Annotated in this window: 12 protein-coding genes; 7 read left to right on the top strand and 5 right to left on the bottom strand. The window is 75.6% G+C overall.

All coding sequences use genetic code 11. The features are described 5' to 3' along the window. Positions 1–24: 24 nt before the first annotated feature. From ABD223_RS19520 to ABD223_RS19510, 3 genes are all read right to left on the bottom strand, one after another. On the bottom strand, positions 25–5,148 hold the full coding sequence (locus ABD223_RS19520; protein WP_344037729.1) for a hypothetical protein: 5,124 nt from the start codon (positions 5,146–5,148) through the stop codon (positions 25–27). 139 nt (positions 5,149–5,287) lie between these two features. Continuing rightward, on the bottom strand, positions 5,288–6,151 hold the full coding sequence (locus tag ABD223_RS19515) for a GNAT family N-acetyltransferase (protein ID WP_344037728.1): 864 nt from the start codon (positions 6,149–6,151) through the stop codon (positions 5,288–5,290). A gap of 167 nt (positions 6,152–6,318) precedes the next feature. Beyond that, a complete protein-coding gene (locus tag ABD223_RS19510; RefSeq protein WP_344037727.1) occupies positions 6,319–10,215 on the bottom strand; it encodes an ATP-binding protein in 3,897 nt (1,298 codons plus the stop codon). Positions 10,216–10,501: 286 nt separating this feature from the next. Between ABD223_RS19510 and ABD223_RS19505 the strand changes: the two genes are divergently transcribed. The 5 genes from ABD223_RS19505 to ABD223_RS19485 all read left to right on the top strand — a co-directional run bounded on the left by ABD223_RS19505 (position 10,502) and on the right by ABD223_RS19485 (position 14,282). Further along, complete coding sequence (locus tag ABD223_RS19505; protein WP_344037726.1) at positions 10,502–10,876, top strand: hypothetical protein; 375 nt, start codon at positions 10,502–10,504, stop codon at positions 10,874–10,876. Positions 10,877–10,890: 14 nt separating this feature from the next. Next, the gene (locus ABD223_RS19500; protein ID WP_344037725.1) at positions 10,891–11,124 is read left to right on the top strand and encodes a hypothetical protein; all 234 of its coding nucleotides are present in this window, start codon (positions 10,891–10,893) and stop codon (positions 11,122–11,124) included. A 117-nt stretch (positions 11,125–11,241) separates the two neighbouring features. Further along, positions 11,242–12,513: an extracellular solute-binding protein gene (locus tag ABD223_RS19495; RefSeq protein ID WP_344037724.1), complete on the top strand. Its 1,272-nt coding sequence runs from the start codon at positions 11,242–11,244 to the stop codon at positions 12,511–12,513. Positions 12,514–12,516: 3 nt separating this feature from the next. Continuing rightward, entirely contained in the window at positions 12,517–13,407 is an 891-nt protein-coding gene (locus ABD223_RS19490; protein ID WP_344037723.1) for a carbohydrate ABC transporter permease, read from the top strand. Next, positions 13,407–14,282 (top strand): carbohydrate ABC transporter permease, encoded by an 876-nt coding sequence (locus ABD223_RS19485; RefSeq protein WP_380648023.1) that lies wholly within the window; start codon positions 13,407–13,409, stop codon positions 14,280–14,282. The genes ABD223_RS19490 and ABD223_RS19485 overlap by 1 nt, the downstream gene beginning before the upstream one ends. Positions 14,283–14,308: 26 nt before the next feature. Here ABD223_RS19485 and ABD223_RS19480 read toward each other — a convergent pair whose 3' ends face one another. Both ABD223_RS19480 and ABD223_RS19475 read right to left on the bottom strand, forming a co-directional pair. Then, positions 14,309–15,070: a class I SAM-dependent methyltransferase gene (locus ABD223_RS19480; RefSeq protein ID WP_344037721.1), complete on the bottom strand. Its 762-nt coding sequence runs from the start codon at positions 15,068–15,070 to the stop codon at positions 14,309–14,311. 107 nt (positions 15,071–15,177) lie between these two features. Continuing rightward, positions 15,178–16,464, bottom strand: a complete 1,287-nt coding sequence (locus tag ABD223_RS19475; protein ID WP_344037720.1) for a COG1470 family protein — start codon at positions 16,462–16,464, stop codon at positions 15,178–15,180. 168 nt (positions 16,465–16,632) lie between these two features. On the opposite strand from ABD223_RS19475, the gene ABD223_RS19470 reads away from it, so the two are divergent. Next, positions 16,633–17,256: a helix-turn-helix transcriptional regulator gene (locus ABD223_RS19470; RefSeq protein WP_344037719.1), complete on the top strand. Its 624-nt coding sequence runs from the start codon at positions 16,633–16,635 to the stop codon at positions 17,254–17,256. 147 nt (positions 17,257–17,403) lie between these two features. Further along, complete coding sequence (locus ABD223_RS19465) at positions 17,404–20,469, top strand: hypothetical protein (protein WP_344037718.1); 3,066 nt, start codon at positions 17,404–17,406, stop codon at positions 20,467–20,469. Positions 20,470–20,497 lie beyond the last annotated feature (28 nt).

Here is a 20,497-nt window from a genome sequence, read left to right as displayed (position 1 = left end):
CGCCCGGTCCGGGGGACCGGGCGTTCAGCCTTCCGGGTCGTCCTGGACGACGTAGCGGCCGAGGCGTGCCTCCAGGTCGGTTTTGATCGTCAGCAGGGTGGAGCGGTGGCCGGGGCCGAGCGGGCCGTTGAGCCGGTCGGCGATCCACAGGGCGATCTGCTCGGGCCCCTGGTAGGCGGTCGGGGTGAACGGGCCGGGCACCCACAGCGCGATGGTGTTCCTCGCGGCGGTGTGCAACTCCGGGTTCTCCGCGTCGAGGGCCGACAGGAGGGGCATCCAGTCACCGAGGTAGCCGAGCCCGACCAGGCGGGCCTGCGCGACGCTGATGTGCGCACCGGTCACGTCGTACCGGTCCAGGTGGTCGTGCGCCCGGTGGGCCGTGGCGGAGTCGCCCTTGTCGGCGGCCTGCCGACCGAGGTGGCCCAGCACACCCAGCAGGCGGGCCAGCGGCGTGATCATCACCGCGCCGGAGCTCACGCCGAAGAAGAGCCGGGGCTCCGTCAGCGCGGGGTCCGGGTTCCGGGTGAGGACGATGACGTCGTCCACGAAGCCGTGGTCGCCGAGGACGGCGCACGCTTCGAAGAAGCTGACGGGTTCTTCGGCCAGCCGAGCCGGGCGCTCCGCCAGCAGTCGGCGGAAGGTCGCCGCGTCGGACCTCACCGGGAAGGTCCTCGACTTGCGGCTCCCGTCCAGGGAGTACCCGTAACCGGCCAGGTGGCGGATCGCCACCCACACGTGCTCCTGGTCGCCCTGCAACAGCGTGACGAACTCCTCCGCGGTGGGGTGGATCGAGGACCACACGTCGGGGAGCGGCCACCGGAGCGGGTGCGCCCGGGTGCCGAGCGCGCCCAGCGCCACGTCCATGACGTCGGCGAGCACGATCTGGTTCAGCCGGTGGGAGCCCAGTGAGCGGATCAGCGCGGCGAGGGGCTCGGCCAGGTCGTCCTCGTACCGGTCGATGACGTCCCGCACGAGCGCGTCGACGGCCCGCAGGTCGTCCGCCCCGAGCCTCTCGCCGGCCGCCTCGACGGCCGCCGCGGTGGCCAGCAGGCGCGTGGTGGAGGACCCCGCGGTGACCAGCGGCACCAGGTTCGCGGCCGCGGCACCGGCCGGTGCGACGCCTCCGATCAGGCGGTGCGCGGCGGCCGCGACCACCGGTTCACCCGATCCCGGGTCGGTGAACGCCGCGAGCAGTTCCTCCGCCTCGACGTCGTCGACCAGCAGGTGGCGGACCGCGGGCGACAGCCCGGGGTCGGCGACCACCGCGGACGGGGCGAGCCGGCGCTGCCACACCCGCTCGCCCGCCAACCCGTAGGAGAAGCGGTGCGACAGCAGCAGTTCGACCTCGGGCGGGTCCGCGAGGGGGGACAGCAGGTCCAGTCGTTCCGCCATGAGCGCGTCGACGTCCTCGCCTGCCAGGTGGTGGCGCCGCAGCTGGTCCTCGACCGCTCGGAGCCGACCGGCGCAGGCCCGTGCGTACCGGCGGCGGCGTTCGCCGTCGACCACCACGCCGAGCGCCGTCAGGGCGCCGACGGCCGCGGTGACGATCGGCCACGGCTGCCGGTCGTCGACCAGGTCGCCGACGGCGAGCGTCAACGGCACGAGCCGCTTGTCGCCGACCGCGTGGACCGCTGCCGCGCGCAGGGGCGGAGGGGTGTCCTCGGCCAGCAGCGCGCCGACCGTCGTGACCAGGTCCCCTCCGTCGTCGCCCTCCGCCCGGTGGAGGAGGGCCTCGAACGCCGCGATCCGGACGCCCGGTGGCGAACCCCCGATCGCCGTGCTCCGCAGGACGTCGATCGCCTCCGGGGCGCCGTGGTCGGCGAGCGCCCGCGCGGCGGTCGTCCAGTCGTGCTCGCTCAGGTCGGGTGACGCCAGCGCGTCCCGCTGTGCGGCGATGAACACGTCCACCGCCGAGCGGGGCGGGGTTTCACTGGCCCGCAACAGCTTGGCCGCGAACCCGGGATCGGCGCGCAGGGCGATCCGGATCAACCGCTCGGTCAGCTCCGGGCGGTCGCCGGAGAACCCGAGCATGATCCGCAGCGGCTCGCGCCAGGCGAAGACCTTCGCCCGGTCCCGCAGGAGTTGTTCGTCGTCGGCCTCGCGGGCGAAGACCAGGGCCGCGAAGTACTCCTGGAACGACTGGTGCAGGAAGCGCAGCGAGCCGTCATGGCGGTGCAGCATCTCCGAGGCGACGATCTCGTCGAGCACGGCCGCGGCGTCGTGGACCACCTCCGACACCGCCGCGACGGCCTCGGCCTCGTCGACCTGCGTGACGTTGCCGTGCTCCACCAGGTACCGGCCGAGGGCCTCCATCGCCGCGCCCTTGACCTCGTAGGCGAAGCGCGGGGTCGGGACCCGCTCACCGGGTCGGTCGTGGTGGCGTTCCTCCAGGTACCAGCGGGCGAAGTCGCCGAACAGCGCGCCGATGTTGGACGGCAGCTCGGCGGTGCCCGCGTAGCGCTTGACGATCATCCACAGGAACAGGGGCGTCTTCGCCAGGTCCTGGACCTGCTCGTGGTCCGGGTTGTCGAGCAGCATCCGGGTGAGCTGCCTGGCCCGTTCGGCGGCGTCGTCGACCCCGCTGACCCGCAACGCGTCCGCGACGTACTCCCGGGCCTGGCCGGTGCTGACGGGGAGCAGGACGACGGTCGGGTAGGGCAGCAGGCGCGCTTCGAACTCGAAGGTGCGGTGGCAGATCAGCACGGGGGTGTGCCGGAACCGGTTGACCAGCGACCACACCCACTGCGCGGCGGTGCGCTTCGGCTCGGCGGCCAGCTCGTTGAAGGCGTCGACCGCCAGGTGGACCGCGCCGACCACCAGCGCGGCGTCGGGCACGTCGCTCCCGGTCGCCCGGCGCAGCACCTCGCCCGGTGACGCGTCGGCGCCCAGGGCGTCGATGGCCCGGACGACGTCGCTGCCGCGCACCAGCACCGGCATCAGGGGGCGCGGGGCGCCTTCCTCCGGCGTTCTGCCGTTGCCCGCTTCGTTCACGGCGTGGGCGAGCCGGTACCGGAGTTCCCGGGCCACCGTGCTCTTGCCCGACCCGGCGCTGCCCAGCACCACGACCCGGTGCTGTTCGGCGGCCCACCGGAGCACCTCGCCCTCGTCGTCCGGAGGGGTCCGGGCGTCGCCGTGCCGACCTGAGCCGTAGTGCGGGCTCGGGATCGGCAGCACCGCCGGCCCGCGTCGTCCCGACACCGCGCCGTCGACCTCCCGCGCGTGGTGCTCCAGGTCCGCGACCCACTCCGCGGGCAGGTCGTCCACGCGGGCGGCCTCCGGCTTGGACGCGCGCAGGCCGATGAACACCTCGTGGTCGTCGCGCAGCTCGACCAGGATCTTGCGGGCCTCGGCGGCGTAGGTGGCCGCGGTGACGGCGGCCCGCGCGGCCTCCAGCGCCCGCCACGTGGCCTCGGGTTGACCGCGCAGCCGGTCCGCGGCCCGCACCAGCTCGGCCAGCGCCTCGACCGCACCGGCGTGGTCGGCGCGGAGGTTCCTGGTCACGGAGTCGATGAGCAGCGTCGTGTCGGCGCCCGGCCACCGGCGGTACGGGTCCGTGCCGCCCAGCCACTCCGCCGCCACGCCGCAGCACGCCACCACGGCCCGCACGGCGGCTTCTCCCTGGCTGTCGTCGGGCCACTTCAGGGTGCGGCACCCCGCCAGCGCCAGCTGGGTCAGGTAGTCCCGCCACCACGGTTGCCGGCCCGCCTCGGGGTAGCTCGCCCGTGCCCGCGCGCGCACCGCCCACAGGACCGCGAACGCCGACCGCAGCGCCTCGTCATCGTCGCCGAGCAGCCCCGCCACGGCGCGAGCGGCGTCGGCGACCACCTCGTCCAGGCGGCACGCGACGGCCAGCGTCCGCTGGAGCAGCACCAGCGCCCGCCACCCCAGCTCCGGCGCGACCACGTCCCGCAGCAGGCACAGCTCCAGCCACGCGAAGTCGCCGAGCAGCGGTCGGCCCGGCGCGGTGGCGGCGAAGTCGATGAGGAAGACCTGACCGCCGACCCACAGGACGTTGCGCGGGTTGAGGTCGCCGTGGGTGAGGGCCGTGACGCGCCCGGCGGCGTCCTCGGTCAGCAGGTCGTGGACGAGGCGGAACGGGTGCTCGACGCGGGCCTCGTCCGTGCCCACGCCGCTGTCGTCGGCCACGACGCCGGGCCACCGCCGCTCGACCCGCTGCCACTGGTCGCGTGCGCGCAGGCCGGTCACCCTGCCGATGACGTCGAAGTCGCGCGCCCCCGCGAAGTCGGCCAGGCGGAACCCGGGGTCCGTGTCGGCGGCCGGCCTGATGACGACGGTCAGGTCGCCCCAGTCGGCCTTCAGGGCGTCGTCGGACAGCTCCCGCGTGGTGAGGCCGGTCAGGTGGACCGTGTCGCCGATGCCGATCTTCCGGTCCGCCGGTCCGGCGTCGGTCACGGCGGTGCAGGCGGCCAGCACCTCGCGCTGGTACCGGCGCATCCCGGCGAGCGCCGCGGGCACCGGGTCCTGGTACTTCAGCAGGCGCGGTCCCGGGGCCCGGTCGACCTCCAGGGTGATGTCCGGGCCGAGCGACCTGTTGAGCGGCAGCAGGGTCCGCTTCGAGGAGGCGGGGGCGGCGTCGGCGTAGAAGCCCTTGGTCATCCGGGAGAGCAGCGCGTCGACGACGGCGACCGCGTCATCGGCGGGCGTGCGCCCTCGCAGCACGTCGCGCACCAGGTCTTCCAAGGTGCGGGTCGGCCGGTCGGGCACCGAGCCGTAGTCCGCCGCGTGGTAGTAGACGATGGCGGCGCGGTCGGCGGTCGGGGACGGGTCCTCGTCGAGCAGGCGGCGGCTGACCGCTTCGACGGGCGTGATCAAGGTGTCGCGCCGGGACGCCAGGTGGTCCCGGAAGGCGCGCCACTCGGTGGCGACCTCCGCCACCGCGTCGACCTTGACGATCCGCCGGTCGACCCGGCCGGGCGCGGCCCGCTCCAGCTCGACGTCGAGCACGTCCGCGCCGCTGCGCCCGCCCGCGAGGCGCCGCAGCACCGTGATCCGCTCCACGGGCTCGACCCACCGCCCGACCGGGTCGCCGGCGTAGCCGGGCGGTTCGACCGCGATGCCGCGGAGGACGTCCTCCAACTCGGCGCATGCCGCTTCCGGGATCGTCGTGTCCGCGAAACCGACTTCCACGCAGCCCCCTGTCGAGTCGCCGGCAGACGGTACCGCAGGCCCGCGTCCGGCGGCGAAGACCGGTTGCCGCCCCCGGGGCTCGCGACCGGGACCTGCCCGGCGCCGAACCCGCCCCGCGCCGAACGCGGCGCGCGACCCGTCACGGTCGGCGCAGGTCCAGGCTCTCGGGTAGCCGCCGGAAACCGGCAGACCGGTAGGTGGCGACGGCTCCGACGTTGGAGCTCGGGGTGCAGACGACCGCGCTCGACGAGCCCAGCTCCCGGAGCGCGGCCGCCGCGGCGAGGGTGATGGCCCTGCCGTGGCCGCGACCGCGGTGGTCCGGGCGCACACCCATCGGCTCCAGCAACCCGGGCCTGCCCGGACCGGCCGACCACACCGTCACCGCCGCCACGGCCTCGTCCCGCTCGTCCCGGGCGACCAGGCACCGGGCCTCGGCGTACGGCGACCCGGCCGCCATCGCCCGCCAGCGCTCCTCGGTGAACGTGGACCCCTCGAACGACGCGCGCTGCACCTCGGCCCGCACGCGCGCACCCTCCGGGCCGACCACCTCGACCCGGACGCCGGGGTCCTCCACCGGCCCGGCGAGGTCGCGGCGCAGCGGCGTCCAGGGCTCGTCCGGGAGCCAGCCGCGCTCCGCCAGCAGGTCCCGGACCAGCGCGTCCCCCGGCGTCTCGACGCACGCCTCCCCTTCCGGCAGCACGCCGCGCTCCGGCCCGGTCAGGTCCTCGACCAGCCGCCCGGCCAGCTCCACGTCGCGCCGGGCGCCCGGCGCGACCGCCAGGCGCAGCAGCCCGGGACCGTCCAGCAACCCGAGGGCCAGGACCCGCCCGTCCCGGCTCCAGGTCCGGACCGCCGCCGCGGTCGCCTCCGCGCCGAACCGCCGGAACCAGCCGAGGTCACCGGGGTGCAGCTGCACCGGCGCGCCCTCGCGCTGCCACTCGCGCAGCACGCCCGCGGTCTCGCCCAGCTCGTCGACACCGGGCACGCCCAACGTGATCGCCACACCCCGATCACACACCACCACGCCGACCGCGCGCACCCGATTTCACCTTCGGCTTCACCTTCGGCTTCACCTTCGGCTTCACCTTCGGCTTCGCCTGGATGCACGCCCACCGGCAGGCCGGGGACCAGGCCAGGGCCGGCGGTTTCACCGACCCGCTGACGCGGGCCTCACGGGCACACCGGCGAGGGCCGGTTCGCGTCGACGTGCTCGGCGACCGCCGTGCGCGAGGGCGACCGCAGCTTGTCCAGCACCCTCGACACGTGCGACTGCACGGTCCGCCGCGACAGGGCCAGCTCGCCCGCGATGTCGGGGTTGGACAGGCCTTCCGCGACCAGGCGCGCGATGCGCACCTCCAGCGGGGACAGGGCCTGCCAGCCCGACCGCGGCCGGCCGGCCGCGTGCGGCGCGTCGCCGCGGACGCCGGACGCCCGCATCAGCCGTTCCGCGCGGCGCACGTCCCAGCGCGCCGACAGGACGTCGAACAGCTCCAGGGCCTCGCCGAACGCGGCGGTCACCTCGTCCGGTGAGCCCGCGCCGCGGGCCAGCAGGACACCGGCGTCCACCAGCGCCGAGGCCAGCTCCAGCGGCCGGCCCACCAGGCGGTAGTGCGCGGCCGCGGTCAGCACGGACCTCGGGTCGCCGCGCACCAGGCCCCGGCAGTGCGCGGCGGCGGCGTGCGCGCGGGCCGGCCGCACCTCCTTGGCCGCCTCCTCCTCGCACACCTCCAGCGCCGTGCGCGCCACCTCCCGGTCGCCGGAGTCCAGCGCCAGGCGCGCGGCGTGGGGCAGCCACTGGTGGCGCAGCATCATCCGGGCGAAATCCGGTCGCAGCACCGGCGCGAGCAGCCGCAGCGCCTCGTCGGGCGCGCCCCGCTGCTCGGCCGCCAGCGCCGCGGCCACCAGGTAGAAGTCGCAGCTCTCCCGCTCGGCGCTGGTGGCGGGCGCGTGGGACTCGGCCGCGCGCAGGTGGGCCGCGGCGGCGGCGCGGTCGTCGCGGCGGCCCGCGATCAGCGCGGCCACGCCGTGCAGCAGCAGGGCGGCCGGTCCCGGTTCGCGCATCCCGAAGAACGTGATGGCGGGCCCGTCCTCGGTCACCGTGTCCAGCTCCACCAGGGCCTCGTCCCACCGGCCGGTCCAGTAGTGGTGCACCGCGGTGGACACCTGGAGGCCGGTGGGCAGGTCGTGGCGGGCGGCCACCAGCCGGGCCGAGGCCAGCGCCCGCTCGGCCTCGGCCAGGCGGTCGAGGTTCTGGAGGGTGAACACCTTGTTGTCCAGCAGGTCGAAGCGCAGCTCGGCCAGGTCGGTGCGGTCGCCGACGGTGGCCAGCGCGTCGTCGACGTGGCGCAGCGCCCGCTCGTGGTCGCGGCGGATCGAGTCGATCAGCCACAGCGTCTGCGAGGCGTGCGCGACGGGGTAGGGCTCGCCCTCGGCCACCGACTCGGCGCGCACCTGGCGCGCGGTCCGCTCGGCCTCGTCGAGGTCGGCCAGGTCGCCGCGGCGGAAGTTCGCCAGCAGTGACAGGTGCCGGGTCCGCCAGATCTCCGGCAGGTCGGGCACGTCCAGGCCCTGGCGCAGCGCCGCGATCGCGGACGCGGTGTCGCCGCGCCGGTGCCGCATGGCCGCCAGCAGGTGCCGCATCTCGGCGCGGTCGTCCGGGTCGGCGGACAGCTCCAAGGCCTGCTCGGCCTCGTGCTCGGGGTTGCGCTCCAACCGGAACAGCACCTTGACCAGGGCGGTGAGCAGGCTCGCCCGCTGCGGTCGGGTGGGCAGCGCGCTGCCCACGGCCTGCCGCAGCAGGTCGACGGCGATCAGCGGCGCGCGGTTGGCCACGGTGGCGTGGTGGCGCGCCAGCCAGCCGACCACCCACTCGTCGGGCGGCACCGGCTCGGCCGCCAGGTGCTCGGCCACCCGCTCGACCGGCGCGCCGATGCCCGCCAGCGCCTCGGCGGCGTGCCGGTGCAGCGCGGCCCGCACCGGCCGGGAGATGCCCTCGTACAGCGCCTGCCGCAGGTAGGGGTGGCGGAACGCCAGCTCGTCACCTGCCTCGACCAGCACGGTGGCGCTCACCGCCTCGTCCAGCACCCCCACCAGGTCCAGCGCCGACCGCCCGGTGACCGCGCACAGCGCGTCGACGCCGAACGCCGCGCCCAGCAGCGCGGCCGACCGCAGCACGTCCCGGGTGGCGGGCGACACCGAGTCCAGCGTGCGGTCCACCGCGCCCAGCAGCGACGACGGCACCTGGTCGATCGCGGCCCGGTCGACCGCGGCCACGCCGCCCACCACGCGCACGGCCCGGTTGCGCACCAGGGCGTGCGCGACCTCTCGGGTGTAGAGCGGGTTGCCCGCGGTGCGGCGGGCCACCTCGCGCAGCACGTCGTCGGGTCGGGCCCCGACCACCTTCCCGATCAGCTCCTCGGTCTCCCGCTCCGCCAGCGGCTCCAGCAGGACCACGTGCCCGCGCCGGGACTCGACGCCGCGCCGCAGCTGGGCCAGCTCCCGCCGGCCCGGGTCGGGGCGGGTCGCGGCCACCAGCAGCAGCGGCAGCTGGCGGGTGGCGGCGGCCAGCCGGTGCCACATCAGCACGCTGGCCTCGTCGGCCCAGTGCAGGTCGTCGATGACCAGCAGCAGGGGACCGCTCGCGCAGACCCGGTCCACCAGGGCCAGCAGCCGGTCGACCGCGACCGGCACCGGGTCGGAAGGGCCCCAGCCGCCGTGCGCGGGCTCGCTGCGCAGCCGCACGGCCGGTTCGGCGCGGTGCCGGTCGGGCGAGGTCGGGCTGACGTCCAGGCAGTCCATGATCACCTGGAGCGGGAACCGCCTGCCCGGCTCGTCGGCGACCGCCCAGCCCACCTGGCAGCCGCGCCGCGCCGCGTCCGCCAGCGCGACGGTCAGCAGCTCGGACTTGCCGATCCCGGCCTCGCCCTCGACCCACACCGGTGCTCCCCGCCCGGCCAGCACCTCGGTGACCAGGTCGCGCAGCAGCGCGGTCTCCTCGACCCGGCCGACGAACGCCTCCGACCCGACGCCGTCGCGCAGCACCCTGGCCACGTGGGGTGGCACCGAGAACAGGCGGCGAGGCGCGTGCGCGCCACCGGGCCGGGAGGGGCGCGCCGGTTCGGGCCGGCCCACCGGCGCGGAGCCGCCGGCCGAATCGGAGCCGACGACCGGCCAGGAGCCGCCCATCGGCTCGGACCCGACGACCGACCACGAGCCGCCGGCCGACCGGGACTCGCCGGCCGACCGGGGCTCGCGGGCCGGCTCGGACCCAGCGGGCGGGCGCGGCGGCTCGGGCGTGCGGCGAGGCGGCTCGGGCGTGCCGGTGACGATCCGCTGGTGCAGGTCCCGCAGCGCCGGGCCGGGCTCGACGCCCTGCTCGTCCACCAGCGCCCGGCGCGCGTCCCGGAAGGCCTCCAGCGCCTCGGCGTGCCGCCCGGAGCGGTCCAGCGCCAGCATCAGCACCTCCCACAGCGACTCGTGCCACGGGTGCTCGCCCACCAGCCCGGTCAGCTCGGCCACCACCTCCCGGTGCGCGCCCAGCTCCAGCGCCGCGCGGGCCCGCATCTCCAGGGCGCTGAGCCGCAGCTCGTCCAACCGCCGCCGCTCGACCTCGGCGAACGGCCCCGGCACCCCGGAGTACGCCTCGCCCAGCCACAGGCCGAGCGCCTCGTCCAGCGCGACCCGGGCGGCGTGGTGGTCGCCGGAGGCCACCAGCAGCCGGGCCCGGGACCTGGACCGGTCGAACACGTCGGCGTCCACCGCGCCGTCGGCCAGGCGCAGCGAGTACCCGGAGGTCTGCGACACCAGGGTGTCCCGCACCGGCCCCAGCGCCCGGCGCAGCCCCGACACGTAGGTGTGCAGGCTGCCGACCGCGCTGGCCGGCGGCGCGTCGCCCCACAGCCCGTCGACCAGCTCGTGCCGGGAGACGACCCGGTTGGCGCGGGCCGCGAGCAGGGCCAGCACCGCCCGCTGCCGGGCCGGGCCCAACGACAGCTCGTCCTCCCCGAGCCAGGCGCGCACCGGCCCCAGCACGCTCACCCGCAGCCCGCCACCAGAAGTGGTCGACATCCCGATCCCCGATCCCCGATCCACCGTGATCCGTTGGTCAGCCCCTTGCACGAGGCCCGTGCCGAGTTGGTTCAAATTTCAAGGGTTTTTTCACCCGCCCGGCGGACACCACGAGCCGTTCCGCATGTCGTGCGAGGGCAGAACGAGGGGTAAGGACGGGCAGAACCGACCGCCCGGTCTTCTCCCACCGCGCGAGGCGTGGTGGGGTCGGAGGACATCCCCGGTACTGGGGCGAAACCTGGGGGTCGGGGCCCACGTGGTGACCGGTTCCCGCGCGGAGGGTGCGATGGACGTGCGGTCCGATGGCGAGACTGGTGGCCTGGGGCGCGCCTCCCCTCCGGAGCGCTTCGCCGGCGACCTGTTCCTCCAGCTCGCGCGGCGCGGCTGGCTGGTGCTGGAGCCCACCCAGGCCCAAGGGGTGATCAGCGAGCTGGAGCGCACCCTGGACGAGGTGCGGTCGCGGCTGCGCAGGCTGGACCTGTCGCGCAAGCTGCGCGACGCGTCGGGTGACGACGTCACGCCCGACGTGGACCGGCTCGTGGTCGACGCCGTGTTCGCCGGTCAGCTCAACTCCGACAGCTGGGAGCGGGCGCTGGTCGAGCTGCCCAAGTACATCGAGGCCCTGCGGATCGCGGGCCGCAACTCCGGGAGACGGCGGTGACACCTCCGGAGCCCGTGGCTCCAGGACCCCCCGCGCCGGAGCCGGTGGCGCCGCGCGCGGGGGTTCCCGGGACCGCGGTGCCCGGCCTCGCCCGGCTGGACCTGGGCCGGGTCGACCTGTGCGTCGAGCTGGAGGACGCGTGCGCGGAGCTGCGCGACCACCTGGCGCGCGGCGATCGCGAGATGACCCACCTGCTCGGGGCCTGGATCGACGCCCTGCTGGACGAGTGGAACCGCCGCCGCCGCTGATGCGCTTTCGGGCAGTCCTGGCGGTAAGAAGGGGAGCCACCGGCCGTTCGCGCCCGTCGCCGCGTCACCCTCCGAACACGATGGGTGACCTGATCGTGACGGCGAGAGGGGTGCGGGATGGGACGGGCGCGAACGGGCCGGTCGTGGGGGTGGCTGCCGGTGGTGCTGGCCCTCGTGGCGACCGCGTGCGGCGGCGGTGGCGACGGGGCGGGCGGGAAGTTGAGGCTCACCGTGGCGACCTTCGGCGAGTTCGGCTACGAGCCGCTGTTCGAGGAGTACGAGCGGCTGCACCCGGAGGTCGACGTGGTCGGCCGCGTCACCGACTTCGAGTCGCACCACAAAGGCCTGATCACCGCCCTCGCGGCCGGTCGCGGCGCGGCCGACGTGGTCGCCGTGGAGGAGCAGTACGCACCGCGCGTCCGCCGGTCCAAGGACGCCGTCGTCGACCTCGCCGGGTTCGGGGCGCTGGACCTGCGCGACCGCTGGGCGCCGTGGAAGTGGGAGCAGGGCGTCGACGGCGACTTCGTCATCGGCCTCGGCACCGACATGGGCGGCCTCGCCCTGTGCTACCGGCGCGACCTGTTCGAGCGCGCCCGACTGCCCACCGACCGCGACGCCGTGGCCGCGCTGTGGCCGACCTGGGAGCGGTACGCGGCGGTCGCCGCCCGGTTCGCCGAGGAGGTGCCCGACGCCAAGTTCGCCGACTCCTCGGGCACGATCTACACCGCCGTGCTGAACCAGGCCCGGGAGAACTACTTCGCCGCGGCCGACGACTCCTTCATCGGCGACGCCAACCCCAACGTGCGGCGGGCGTTCGAGATCGCGGGCGGCATCGGCGCCAAGGGGCGGACCGCCCGCGTCGCCCCGTTCACCCCGGACTGGAACGTGGCCGTCAACCAGGGCTCCTTCGCCACCACCACCTGCCCGGCGTGGATGCTCGCCCAGATCAGGGAGATCGGCGGCGAGGCCGGCGCGGGCAAGTGGGACGTCACCACGGTGCCCGGCGGCGGCGGCAACTGGGGCGGCTCCCACCTCGTGGTGCCCGCCCAGGGCGCCCACCAGCGCGAGTCCTACCGGCTGGCCGAGTGGCTGACCGCGCCCGAGCAGCAGAAGAGGCTGTTCGTCGACGCCGGCATCCTGCCCAGCCAGCCCGCCGCCTACCAGGACCCCGCCGTGCTCGGGCACACCGACGCCTACTTCAGCGGCGCCCCGGTCGGCGAGCTGTTCGCCGCCTCCTCGGACACCGTGCGGCCCAACTACCGGGGGCTGCGCGACGCCGACGTGCGACCGGTGTTCGGCCTGGCCCTCGGCCGGGTGGAGAACGGGCAGCGGGGCGTCGACCAGGCGTGGGCCGAGGCGGTCGCGGAGGCCCGGAAGCTCGTGGGCTGACCGGTGCGGCTCGCCCGACTGGACCGCCGGGTCACACCCTACCTGCTCGTCGCGCCGTTCTTCGTGCTGTTCGGCGTGTTCGGGCTGTACCCGCTGGCGAACACCGCGTGGATGTCGCTGCACGAGTGGGACCTGCTCGACGGGCCCACCGCGTTCACCGGGTGGGCCAACTACGCGGCGCTGTTCACCGACCCGCACTTCTACAACGCGCTGGGCAACACGGCGAGCATCTTCGTGATCGCCACCGTGCCGCAGCTGCTCGCGGCCCTGGGCGTCGCCGCGCTGCTGGACCGGCCGCTGCGCGGCAGCGCGGTGTGGCGCGCGGCGGTGCTGCTGCCCAACGTGGTGCCGGTGGTGGCGGTCGCCCTGGTGCTCACCCAGCTGTTCGGCCGCGACCAGGGCCTGGTCAACTGGGCCCTGACCGGTCTGGGGGTCGAGGCGGTGGACTGGCGGGCGCACTCCTGGTCGGCGCACCTGGGCGTGGCCGTGATGGTGATCTGGCGCTGGACCGGCTACAACGCGCTGCTGTACCTGGCCGCGATGCAGGCGGTGCCGCGCGAGCTGCACGAGGCGGCCGAGCTGGACGGCGCCTCCCGGTGGCGGGCGTTCTGGTCGGTGACGCTGCCGTCGATCCGGCCGACGGTGCTGTTCACCGTGGTGATGTCCACCATCGGGGGTTTCCAGCTGTTCACCGAGCCGCTGCTGTTCGGCGGCGGCGGCAGCGGCGGCGTCGACCGGCAGTTCCAGACGCTGGTGATGTACCTGTACGAGGCCGGGTTCCAGCGCTTCGACGCGGGCTACGCGGCCGCGGTGTCGTGGGTGCTGTTCGTGCTGTGCGCGGTGCTCGCGCTGATCAACGCCGCGCTGCTGCGCCGCGTCGTCCGGGAGGCCTGATGCGGTTGCGGCGCGGAGGCCCGGTGCGAGGGGGAGGGCCGGTGCGAGGGGGAGGTCAGTCGCGACGCGGTGTCCTGCCCGTTGTGGCGCTGCTCGTGGTCGTGGCGGCCTCGCTGTTCCCGCTGTACTGGTCGGTGGTCGTGGCCTCGCACGACAACGCCGGCATCTCCGCCCGCGTCCCGCCCCTGCTGCCCGGTGGCGAGTTCGCGGACAACGCGCGCGAGGTGTTCGAGGCGGTGGACTTCTGGTTGGCGCTGCGCAACTCCGCGATCGTGGCCTGCGCGGTCACCGCGTCGAACGTGCTGCTGTCGACCCTGGCCGGGTTCGCCTTCGCCCGCCTGCGCTTCCGGGGCCGCACCGCGCTGTTCGCCGTGGTGGTGGGGTCGGTGCTGGTGCCGGTGCAGCTGGGCGTGGTGCCGCTGTTCGTGCTGGTGGGCGAGCTGGGCTGGTACGGGCGGCTGGAGGCGGTCGTCGTGCCGGGCCTGATGAGCGCGTTCAGCGTGTTCTGGATGCGCCAGGCCTGCCGGGAGGCGGTGCACGAGGTCCTGGTCGACGCCGCGCGCGTCGACGGGTGCTCGCTCGTGCGCACCTACTGGCACGTGGCGCTGCCCGCGCTGCGCCCGCACGCGACCGTGCTGGCCATGCTGACGTTCCTGGCGTCCTGGAACGACTTCTTCTGGCCGCTGGTGGTGCTCGACCCGAACGAGACGCCGACGGTGCAGGTGGTGCTGTCGCGCCTGGCCGGCGGTTACTACACCGACTACCCGCTCGTGCTCACCGGCGCGGTGCTGGGCACGCTGCCGGTGGTGGTGCTGTTCGTGCTGCTGGCCCGGAGCATCGTGGGCGGCGTCATGCGGGGCGCGGTCAACGGCTGACCGGGCGGCGCGGCCCCTGCCGGGCATCACGGCGCGGCGCCACCCCGTCGGGCGAGCAGGGCGAACGAGTTCGGCAGTCGTCCCCGCCACGCCGCGGCGTCGACGCCGTCCGGGCGCCAGAACGGTTCGGGGTACTCCGCCACGTGCTCCAGCTCCAGCCCGGCGGCCAGCACCGCGTTGATGATCTCGGCCAGGGTGGCCTGCCGCTCCACCGCGCCGTGCCCCGGGAACGTGTCGTTGACGTGCCGGCGGTCGAAGTAGCCGCGATCGGCCCGGATGCGGGGTTCGTCCTCGTCCCACGTCCACAGCGGCGCCGCGGGGTGGGCCTCGTAGACGAACAGGCGCCCTGACGGCCGCAGCAGGCGGGCGGCGTCCCGCGCCCAGACCCGCAGGTCGGGCATCCAGATCAGCGCGCCCTTGCCCGTGTAGACGAGGTCCGCGCACCCGTCGCGCAGCGGTGCGCCCGGCAGCTCGGCGACCACGTAGCGGCACGCCGCGCCCAGCTCGTCCGCGCGGCGCTGCGCGGACGCCACGGCCACCGCGCTGTAGTCGACACCGACCACGGACCGGGCGCCCGCGGCCACCAGCGCGATGTCGTCGAGGCCGTGCCCGCTCTGCAGGTGGACGACGGAGGGTGCCGACCGCAGCACCGGTCGCAGCAGGTCGAGTTCGCGGTCGAGGAGCGAGCACCCGTCGCGGGCTTGGCGCAACAACTCCTCGTACTCGTGGACGTGCTTCCGCGAAGCGGCCTCCCAGGCGATCCGGTTGCGCGTCGTGTCCGGTTCCACCGGCTCATCGTGGGCACCCGGCCTGACCGCGTCAAGCGACATCGGGAACCCCGCGACGGGTCGGGTCGGCGCCGGCCGACCCGGACCACGACGGGTCCGGGAGCCGGTCACCCCCGCGGCGCGTCCGCCAGCACGCCGCTGACGTTGAGCAGTTGCAGGCAGTTCGGCGCCTGCCGCCCGCTGGCCGGGGTGCCGGGCCGGGAGCAGGCGACGGTCGCGCTGACCGCGCTGTTCTCCGCCACGTCGATCGGCGTCACCCAGTGGTAGTCCTGGTTGCGGAAGGTCTCCAGCGCGATGGTGGTCACCGTGCGCTCGCCGAAGGCGATCGTCAGCACGCCCTCGTCGCCCTGGTGGTTGGCCAGCACGAGGTCGGTGATGCGGAAGACCTTCCCGGCGGGCACGACGTAGCTGCCGGCGCCCTGGTCGCCGGTGTTGGTGCGGACCTCGATGGTGCCGGACATCTGCTCACCGCCGCCGACGGCCTGACCGGGCTGCCCCTGCTGCCCAGGCTCCTGCCCCTGCTGCTGCTCGCCCTGCTGCCCGCCGCCCGGCTGCTGCTGATCCGCCGGCGGCGGGTTCTGGGCGGCCGCCTGCTGCTCCCCCGCCTCGACCAGCTCCTGGGCCCGGTCGTCGGCGGCCTCGCGCGCCGCGCTCTCCACCGTCGGGCGCACCAGCAGCAGCCACGCCAGCAGCAGGGCCAGCAGCAGCGCGAGCAGCGCCAGCAGCCACTTGGGGAACACCGGGAGCTGGAGCAGCTCGCCCTCCAGCTCCTCGGTCTCCGCGGCCTCGCCGGCGGTGGCCGTCGAGGTCACCCGCACCGGCCAGGGCACCGGGGCGCCGAACCACAGCACCTTCGCCACGCGGGCGCGCACCGGCAGCTCGACCCGCACCCCGGGCTCGACCACGACCGGCTCCGCGCCCACCGCGGTGCGCAGCTGGTCGTCCGCCTCCGCCGCGACCAGTGACACCGCGACCGGGGTGTTGCCGTCGTTGTGCGCTTCCACGTGGAAACGCGCGCTGCGCCAGGCGCGACGCCGCACGGGCACCAGTTCCGCGTGCGGCTGGAGGAACGGCTCGACGACGACCGCGGTCTCGGTCACCACCGCCGTCTCGGGCCGCTCGGCGGGCAGGACCCGCACGCCCAGCGGGATCTCACCCGCGCGCACCGCGGACGAGCGCGGCGGCCGGAGCACGACGGTCACCTGCTCGGAGGTCCCCGGGTACAGCGAGAGCCGCGCGGGCTCGACCGAGGTCCACGGTGCGCACTCGCCCACCACCTCGAACTCGTACGCCTCGACTACGTCGCCGTCGTTGCGCACCGTCAGCTTCGTGCTGGCCTCCGAACCGGGCGTGACAACCACGGTCGGGAGACCGAATTCGGTCGTTGTGGTCACCGGTCGAACGGTAGGCAGGGCCGAACCCGGTGCGGCAGGGAGAAAAGGGCACGGCGCGGGCAAACAAGTGCACCGGCGGCCCGCGTGCGGACCGCGGTAGTCGGGATGCGCGCACGATGGCACCACCAGGGCCGCCGGGGCGGTCCCGTTCTCGCCAGGGAGGGCGTCATGACGAGGATCCCGGTCGCGGTGTACGCCGAGGACCCGGTGCTGCGCACGGGGGTCACGCACCAGATGCGGCCGCGGCCGGAGGTGGAGGTGCTCGACCCGCGCGACCACGAGCGCGCGGCGGTGTCGCTCGTGGTCGTGGACGAGGTGGACGACCGGACCGCCCGGCTGCTGCGCCGGTTGCGGCGCTCGACGGGCACCCGCACCGGCGTCGTCGTCGGCCGGTTCGACCAGGACGCGTTGCAGACGACCATCGACTGCGGCGTGGCCGCGGTGGTCCGCCGCGCCGAGGCCGACCAGGACCGCCTGGTCGCCACCGTGACCGCGCTGGACCGGGGCGAGGCGGTGCTGCCGGGCGACCTGCTGGGCCTGCTGCTCGACCACGTCGGCCGGCTCCAGCGCAGCGCGCTCGACCCGCACGGACCCACGCTGTCCACTTTGTCCAGTCGTGAGGCGGACATGCTGCGGCTGGTGGCGGAGGGCTTCGACACCGCCGAGATCGCGGTGAAGACCTCGTTCTCCGAGCGCACCGTGAAGAACGTGCTGCACGAGGTGACCACGCGGCTCCAACTGCGCAACCGGGCCCACGCCGTGGGCTACGTGATGCGCCACGGCCTGATCTGACGGACCCGTGTCGGACAGCACCGTCCGCGACGGCGTTGCCCGAACTGTCCCGGGGCCTTCCCGGGCCCTGCCCTGCCGGACCTCCCGGACACCCGCCGCCCGCGGCGACGATCGCCGGACGAGAGGCCCGTGACCGGAGGTGGAACCTTGTCCAGGAGGACGCGCACCCTCGCCGCGGCCGCGGCGTTCCTGGTGGCGTGCGCCGGCATCGTGGTGGTGCGCGGCGCCGACCTGCCCGAGGCGGAGGGCCAGCCGGGCGGACCGCCCGCGCCGGGCCGCATCGCCTACGCGGCCACCGGGCACCGCAGCCTCGGCTACGCGGCCGACCCGGTGCCCGAGCAGCCCGGCCCGACCACGCCCGTCATGGGCGAGGGGCCGGCGCACTACGACGACCACGTGTCCGCGCGCGGCGACCTGGTGGTGTTCACCAGCCTGCGCGACGAGGTGAGCCCGCAGGTCTACCTGCGGACCGCGGACGGCGGCGTGCGCAGGCTGACCGAGGGACAGGACGCGCGGCACCCGCAGCTGTCACCCGACCTGGGCACCGTGGTGTTCGACTCGCGCGGCGACCTGTGGGCGGTCGGCGTCGACGGCGCCGGGTTGCGCCGGCTCACCGAGACCCCGGCCGACGAGACGTGGCCCGCGTTCTCGCCGGACGGCACCGAGATCGCCTACTCCACCGACCGCGACGGCGGCCGCGAGATCTACCGCAGGCTCGTGGCGGGCGGCCCGGAGGCGCGGGTGACCGACGAGCCGGACGGCGACGCGGGCGAGCCCGCGTGGAACCCGGTCGACGGCCGCATCGCCTACACGCTGTGGCTGGGTGACGTGCCGCGGGTGCGCGTGCTGACCGGCGCCGGTGTCGGTGTCGGCGCCCCGCTGCTGGGCGGCGACCAGGCCGGCTGGCGCGGCCACTGGCCCGCGTGGCTGCCCGACGGCTCGCGCCTGCTGTTCCTGAGCCTGGACCAGACGTGCTCCTGCCCGGCCGACCCGAACGCGGTGAAGGTCTACCGGGCCGACACCGCGCCGGGCGTGCCGGTCACCGCCGCGCCGGACCTGCTGCTGGCCGAGGACCGCCTGCTCGGCTCGCCGAGCTGGCAGGTCGACGGCTCCGGTCCGCGCCTGCTGGTCTCCCGGACCAGCGCGCCGACCCGGTCGACCGCCACCCTCCAGGACGTCCGGCCGGACGGGGTCGACCCGCGCGACCTGGGCGTGACCGTGCTGACCGAGGACCCCGGCGCGGTGGACGACCCGAACCTGCTGTTCCGCCCCGGCGCGGGCTTCGACCCGTGGGCGCACCGCCAGTCCTACTCGCCGGACGGGCGGCAGATCCTGCTCAGCAGGTTCGAGACCGTCGACGACCTGCGCGTGCAGCGGCTGTGGCTGGTAGACGCCGACGGCGGCAACCCGCGGCTGCTGCCGGTCTCCGACCGGCGGCCCGGCGACTGGGAGTTCGACGCCGCCTTCTCGCCCGACGGCCGGTCCATCGCCTTCGCGCGCCGCTCGCCGGGCGGGGTGCGGCCCGCCGGCTCCGACAGCCGCGTCGTCGTGGTCGACGCCGCGACCGGCGCGGTCACCGGCGTGCTCCAGCCGCCGCCGGGGGTCGCCGACCAGGAGGACACCCAGCCCACCTGGTCGCCGGACGGCACGGTCCTGTCGTTCACCAGGGGCGTCATCACCGACGGGCCGACCGGCGAGGTCCGGTACAACCACGTCTGGACCGCCCGCGCCGGCGCCCTCGACCAGCAGCGCGACCTGAGCGCGCAGGTGTGCGGCAGCGACTGCGCGGTCACCGACGACAGCTCGGCGTTCAGCCCGGACGGGCGCGAGCTGGTGTTCAACCGGGAGGGCGACGGCCTGCTGCGGGTGTCGCTGCCCGACGCCCGGTGCGAGGTGCTGCTCGGCGTCGGCACGTGCGCGGGGCCGGTGACCGCGGGCCCGGACGGGCCGTTCCAGCCGCGCGACGCGGCGTTCGCGCCCGACGGCAGGCTGGTGCTGACCACCCGCCGGGCGGCCGACGCCCGGTCGCCCGAGGAGCTGGCCGTGCTGGACCCGGCGAGCGGGGAGCTGACCCGGATCACCACGCGGCTGCCCGGCAGGCAGAAGGAACCCGCCTGGCAGCAGTCGGTGGACCTGATCGTGGACGCGCCCGCGGACGTCCCGGTCGACGCGGGTGGCACGGCGCCGGTGACGGTGACCGTGCTCAACCGCGGTCCGGCGGCCTCGCCGGGCACCGCGCTGACCGTCGCCGTGCCGACCGGGCTGCGGCTGGCGGGGCTGCGCGGAACCGGGTGCGCGGTCGAGGAGCTGCGCTGCGACCTGGGCGTGCTGGCGCCGGGCGCGTCGGTCGAGGTGGTGGCCGACGTCGTGGGCGTGGCGCCGGGTCGGCACCGGCTGGACTGGTCGGTCGCCGGCGCGGTGCTCGACGCGGCGCCGTCGGACAACGCCGACGAGACCGCGCTGACCGTCGGCGAGCCGCCGACGACCACCACGACCACGACCACCACGACGACCCCGCCGCCCACGACGACCACCACGGGCACGCTGCCGCCGCCACCGCCGTTCCCGGCGGCCGGCCCCGCGCTGGCCGTCGCGGTGCAGCCGAACCCGTCCTACGTGGGCGGCCGGGCCACGGCGACCTACACCGTGCGCAACGGTGGCGGCTCGCTGGCCACCGGGCTGCGGCTGGACCTCCTGCTGCCCGCCCGGGTGCCGGTGGCGGCGCTGCCGCCGGGGTGCGCGCCGACCAGCTGCGCGCTGCCCGACCTCCCGGCGGGCGCCGCGCAGGTCGTGCAGGTGGTGCTCGCGCCCGAGGCCGCGGTGCGGACCGAGGTGCGCGGCGTGCTGCGCACCACCGGGACCGACGCCAACCCGGGCGACAACACCGCGGTCGCGCCGATGACCGTGCTCCAACCGAGGATCGAGGCCGTGCCGCCGATCGGCGAGCCCGGGTTCGTCACCTCGGTGCGCGGTGCGGACTTCCCGCCCGGCGCGCCGGTCCGGCTCGACTGGGACCCCGGCATCACCGCGCCCGCCGCGCCCGCGATCCCGCGTGCGGACGGCCGGTTCACCGCGCAGCTGCTGATCCTGACCAAGGACCAGACCGGGCCGCGGACCATCACCGCCACCGGCCCCGGTTTCCGGCCCGTCGACACGCCGTTCCTGGTGGTGCCCGGCTCGATCGGGCCGCCCGACATGGTGGCGCGCAGGTGAACCCGAGGACTTCGAGCAGGAGGTGCCC

The organism is Saccharothrix xinjiangensis (assembly GCF_039527585.1).
Taxonomy (GTDB): domain Bacteria; phylum Actinomycetota; class Actinomycetes; order Mycobacteriales; family Pseudonocardiaceae; genus Actinosynnema; species Actinosynnema xinjiangensis.
Note: the sequence above shows the minus strand (reverse complement) of the source record. Positions and strands in the feature narration are given on the sequence as shown.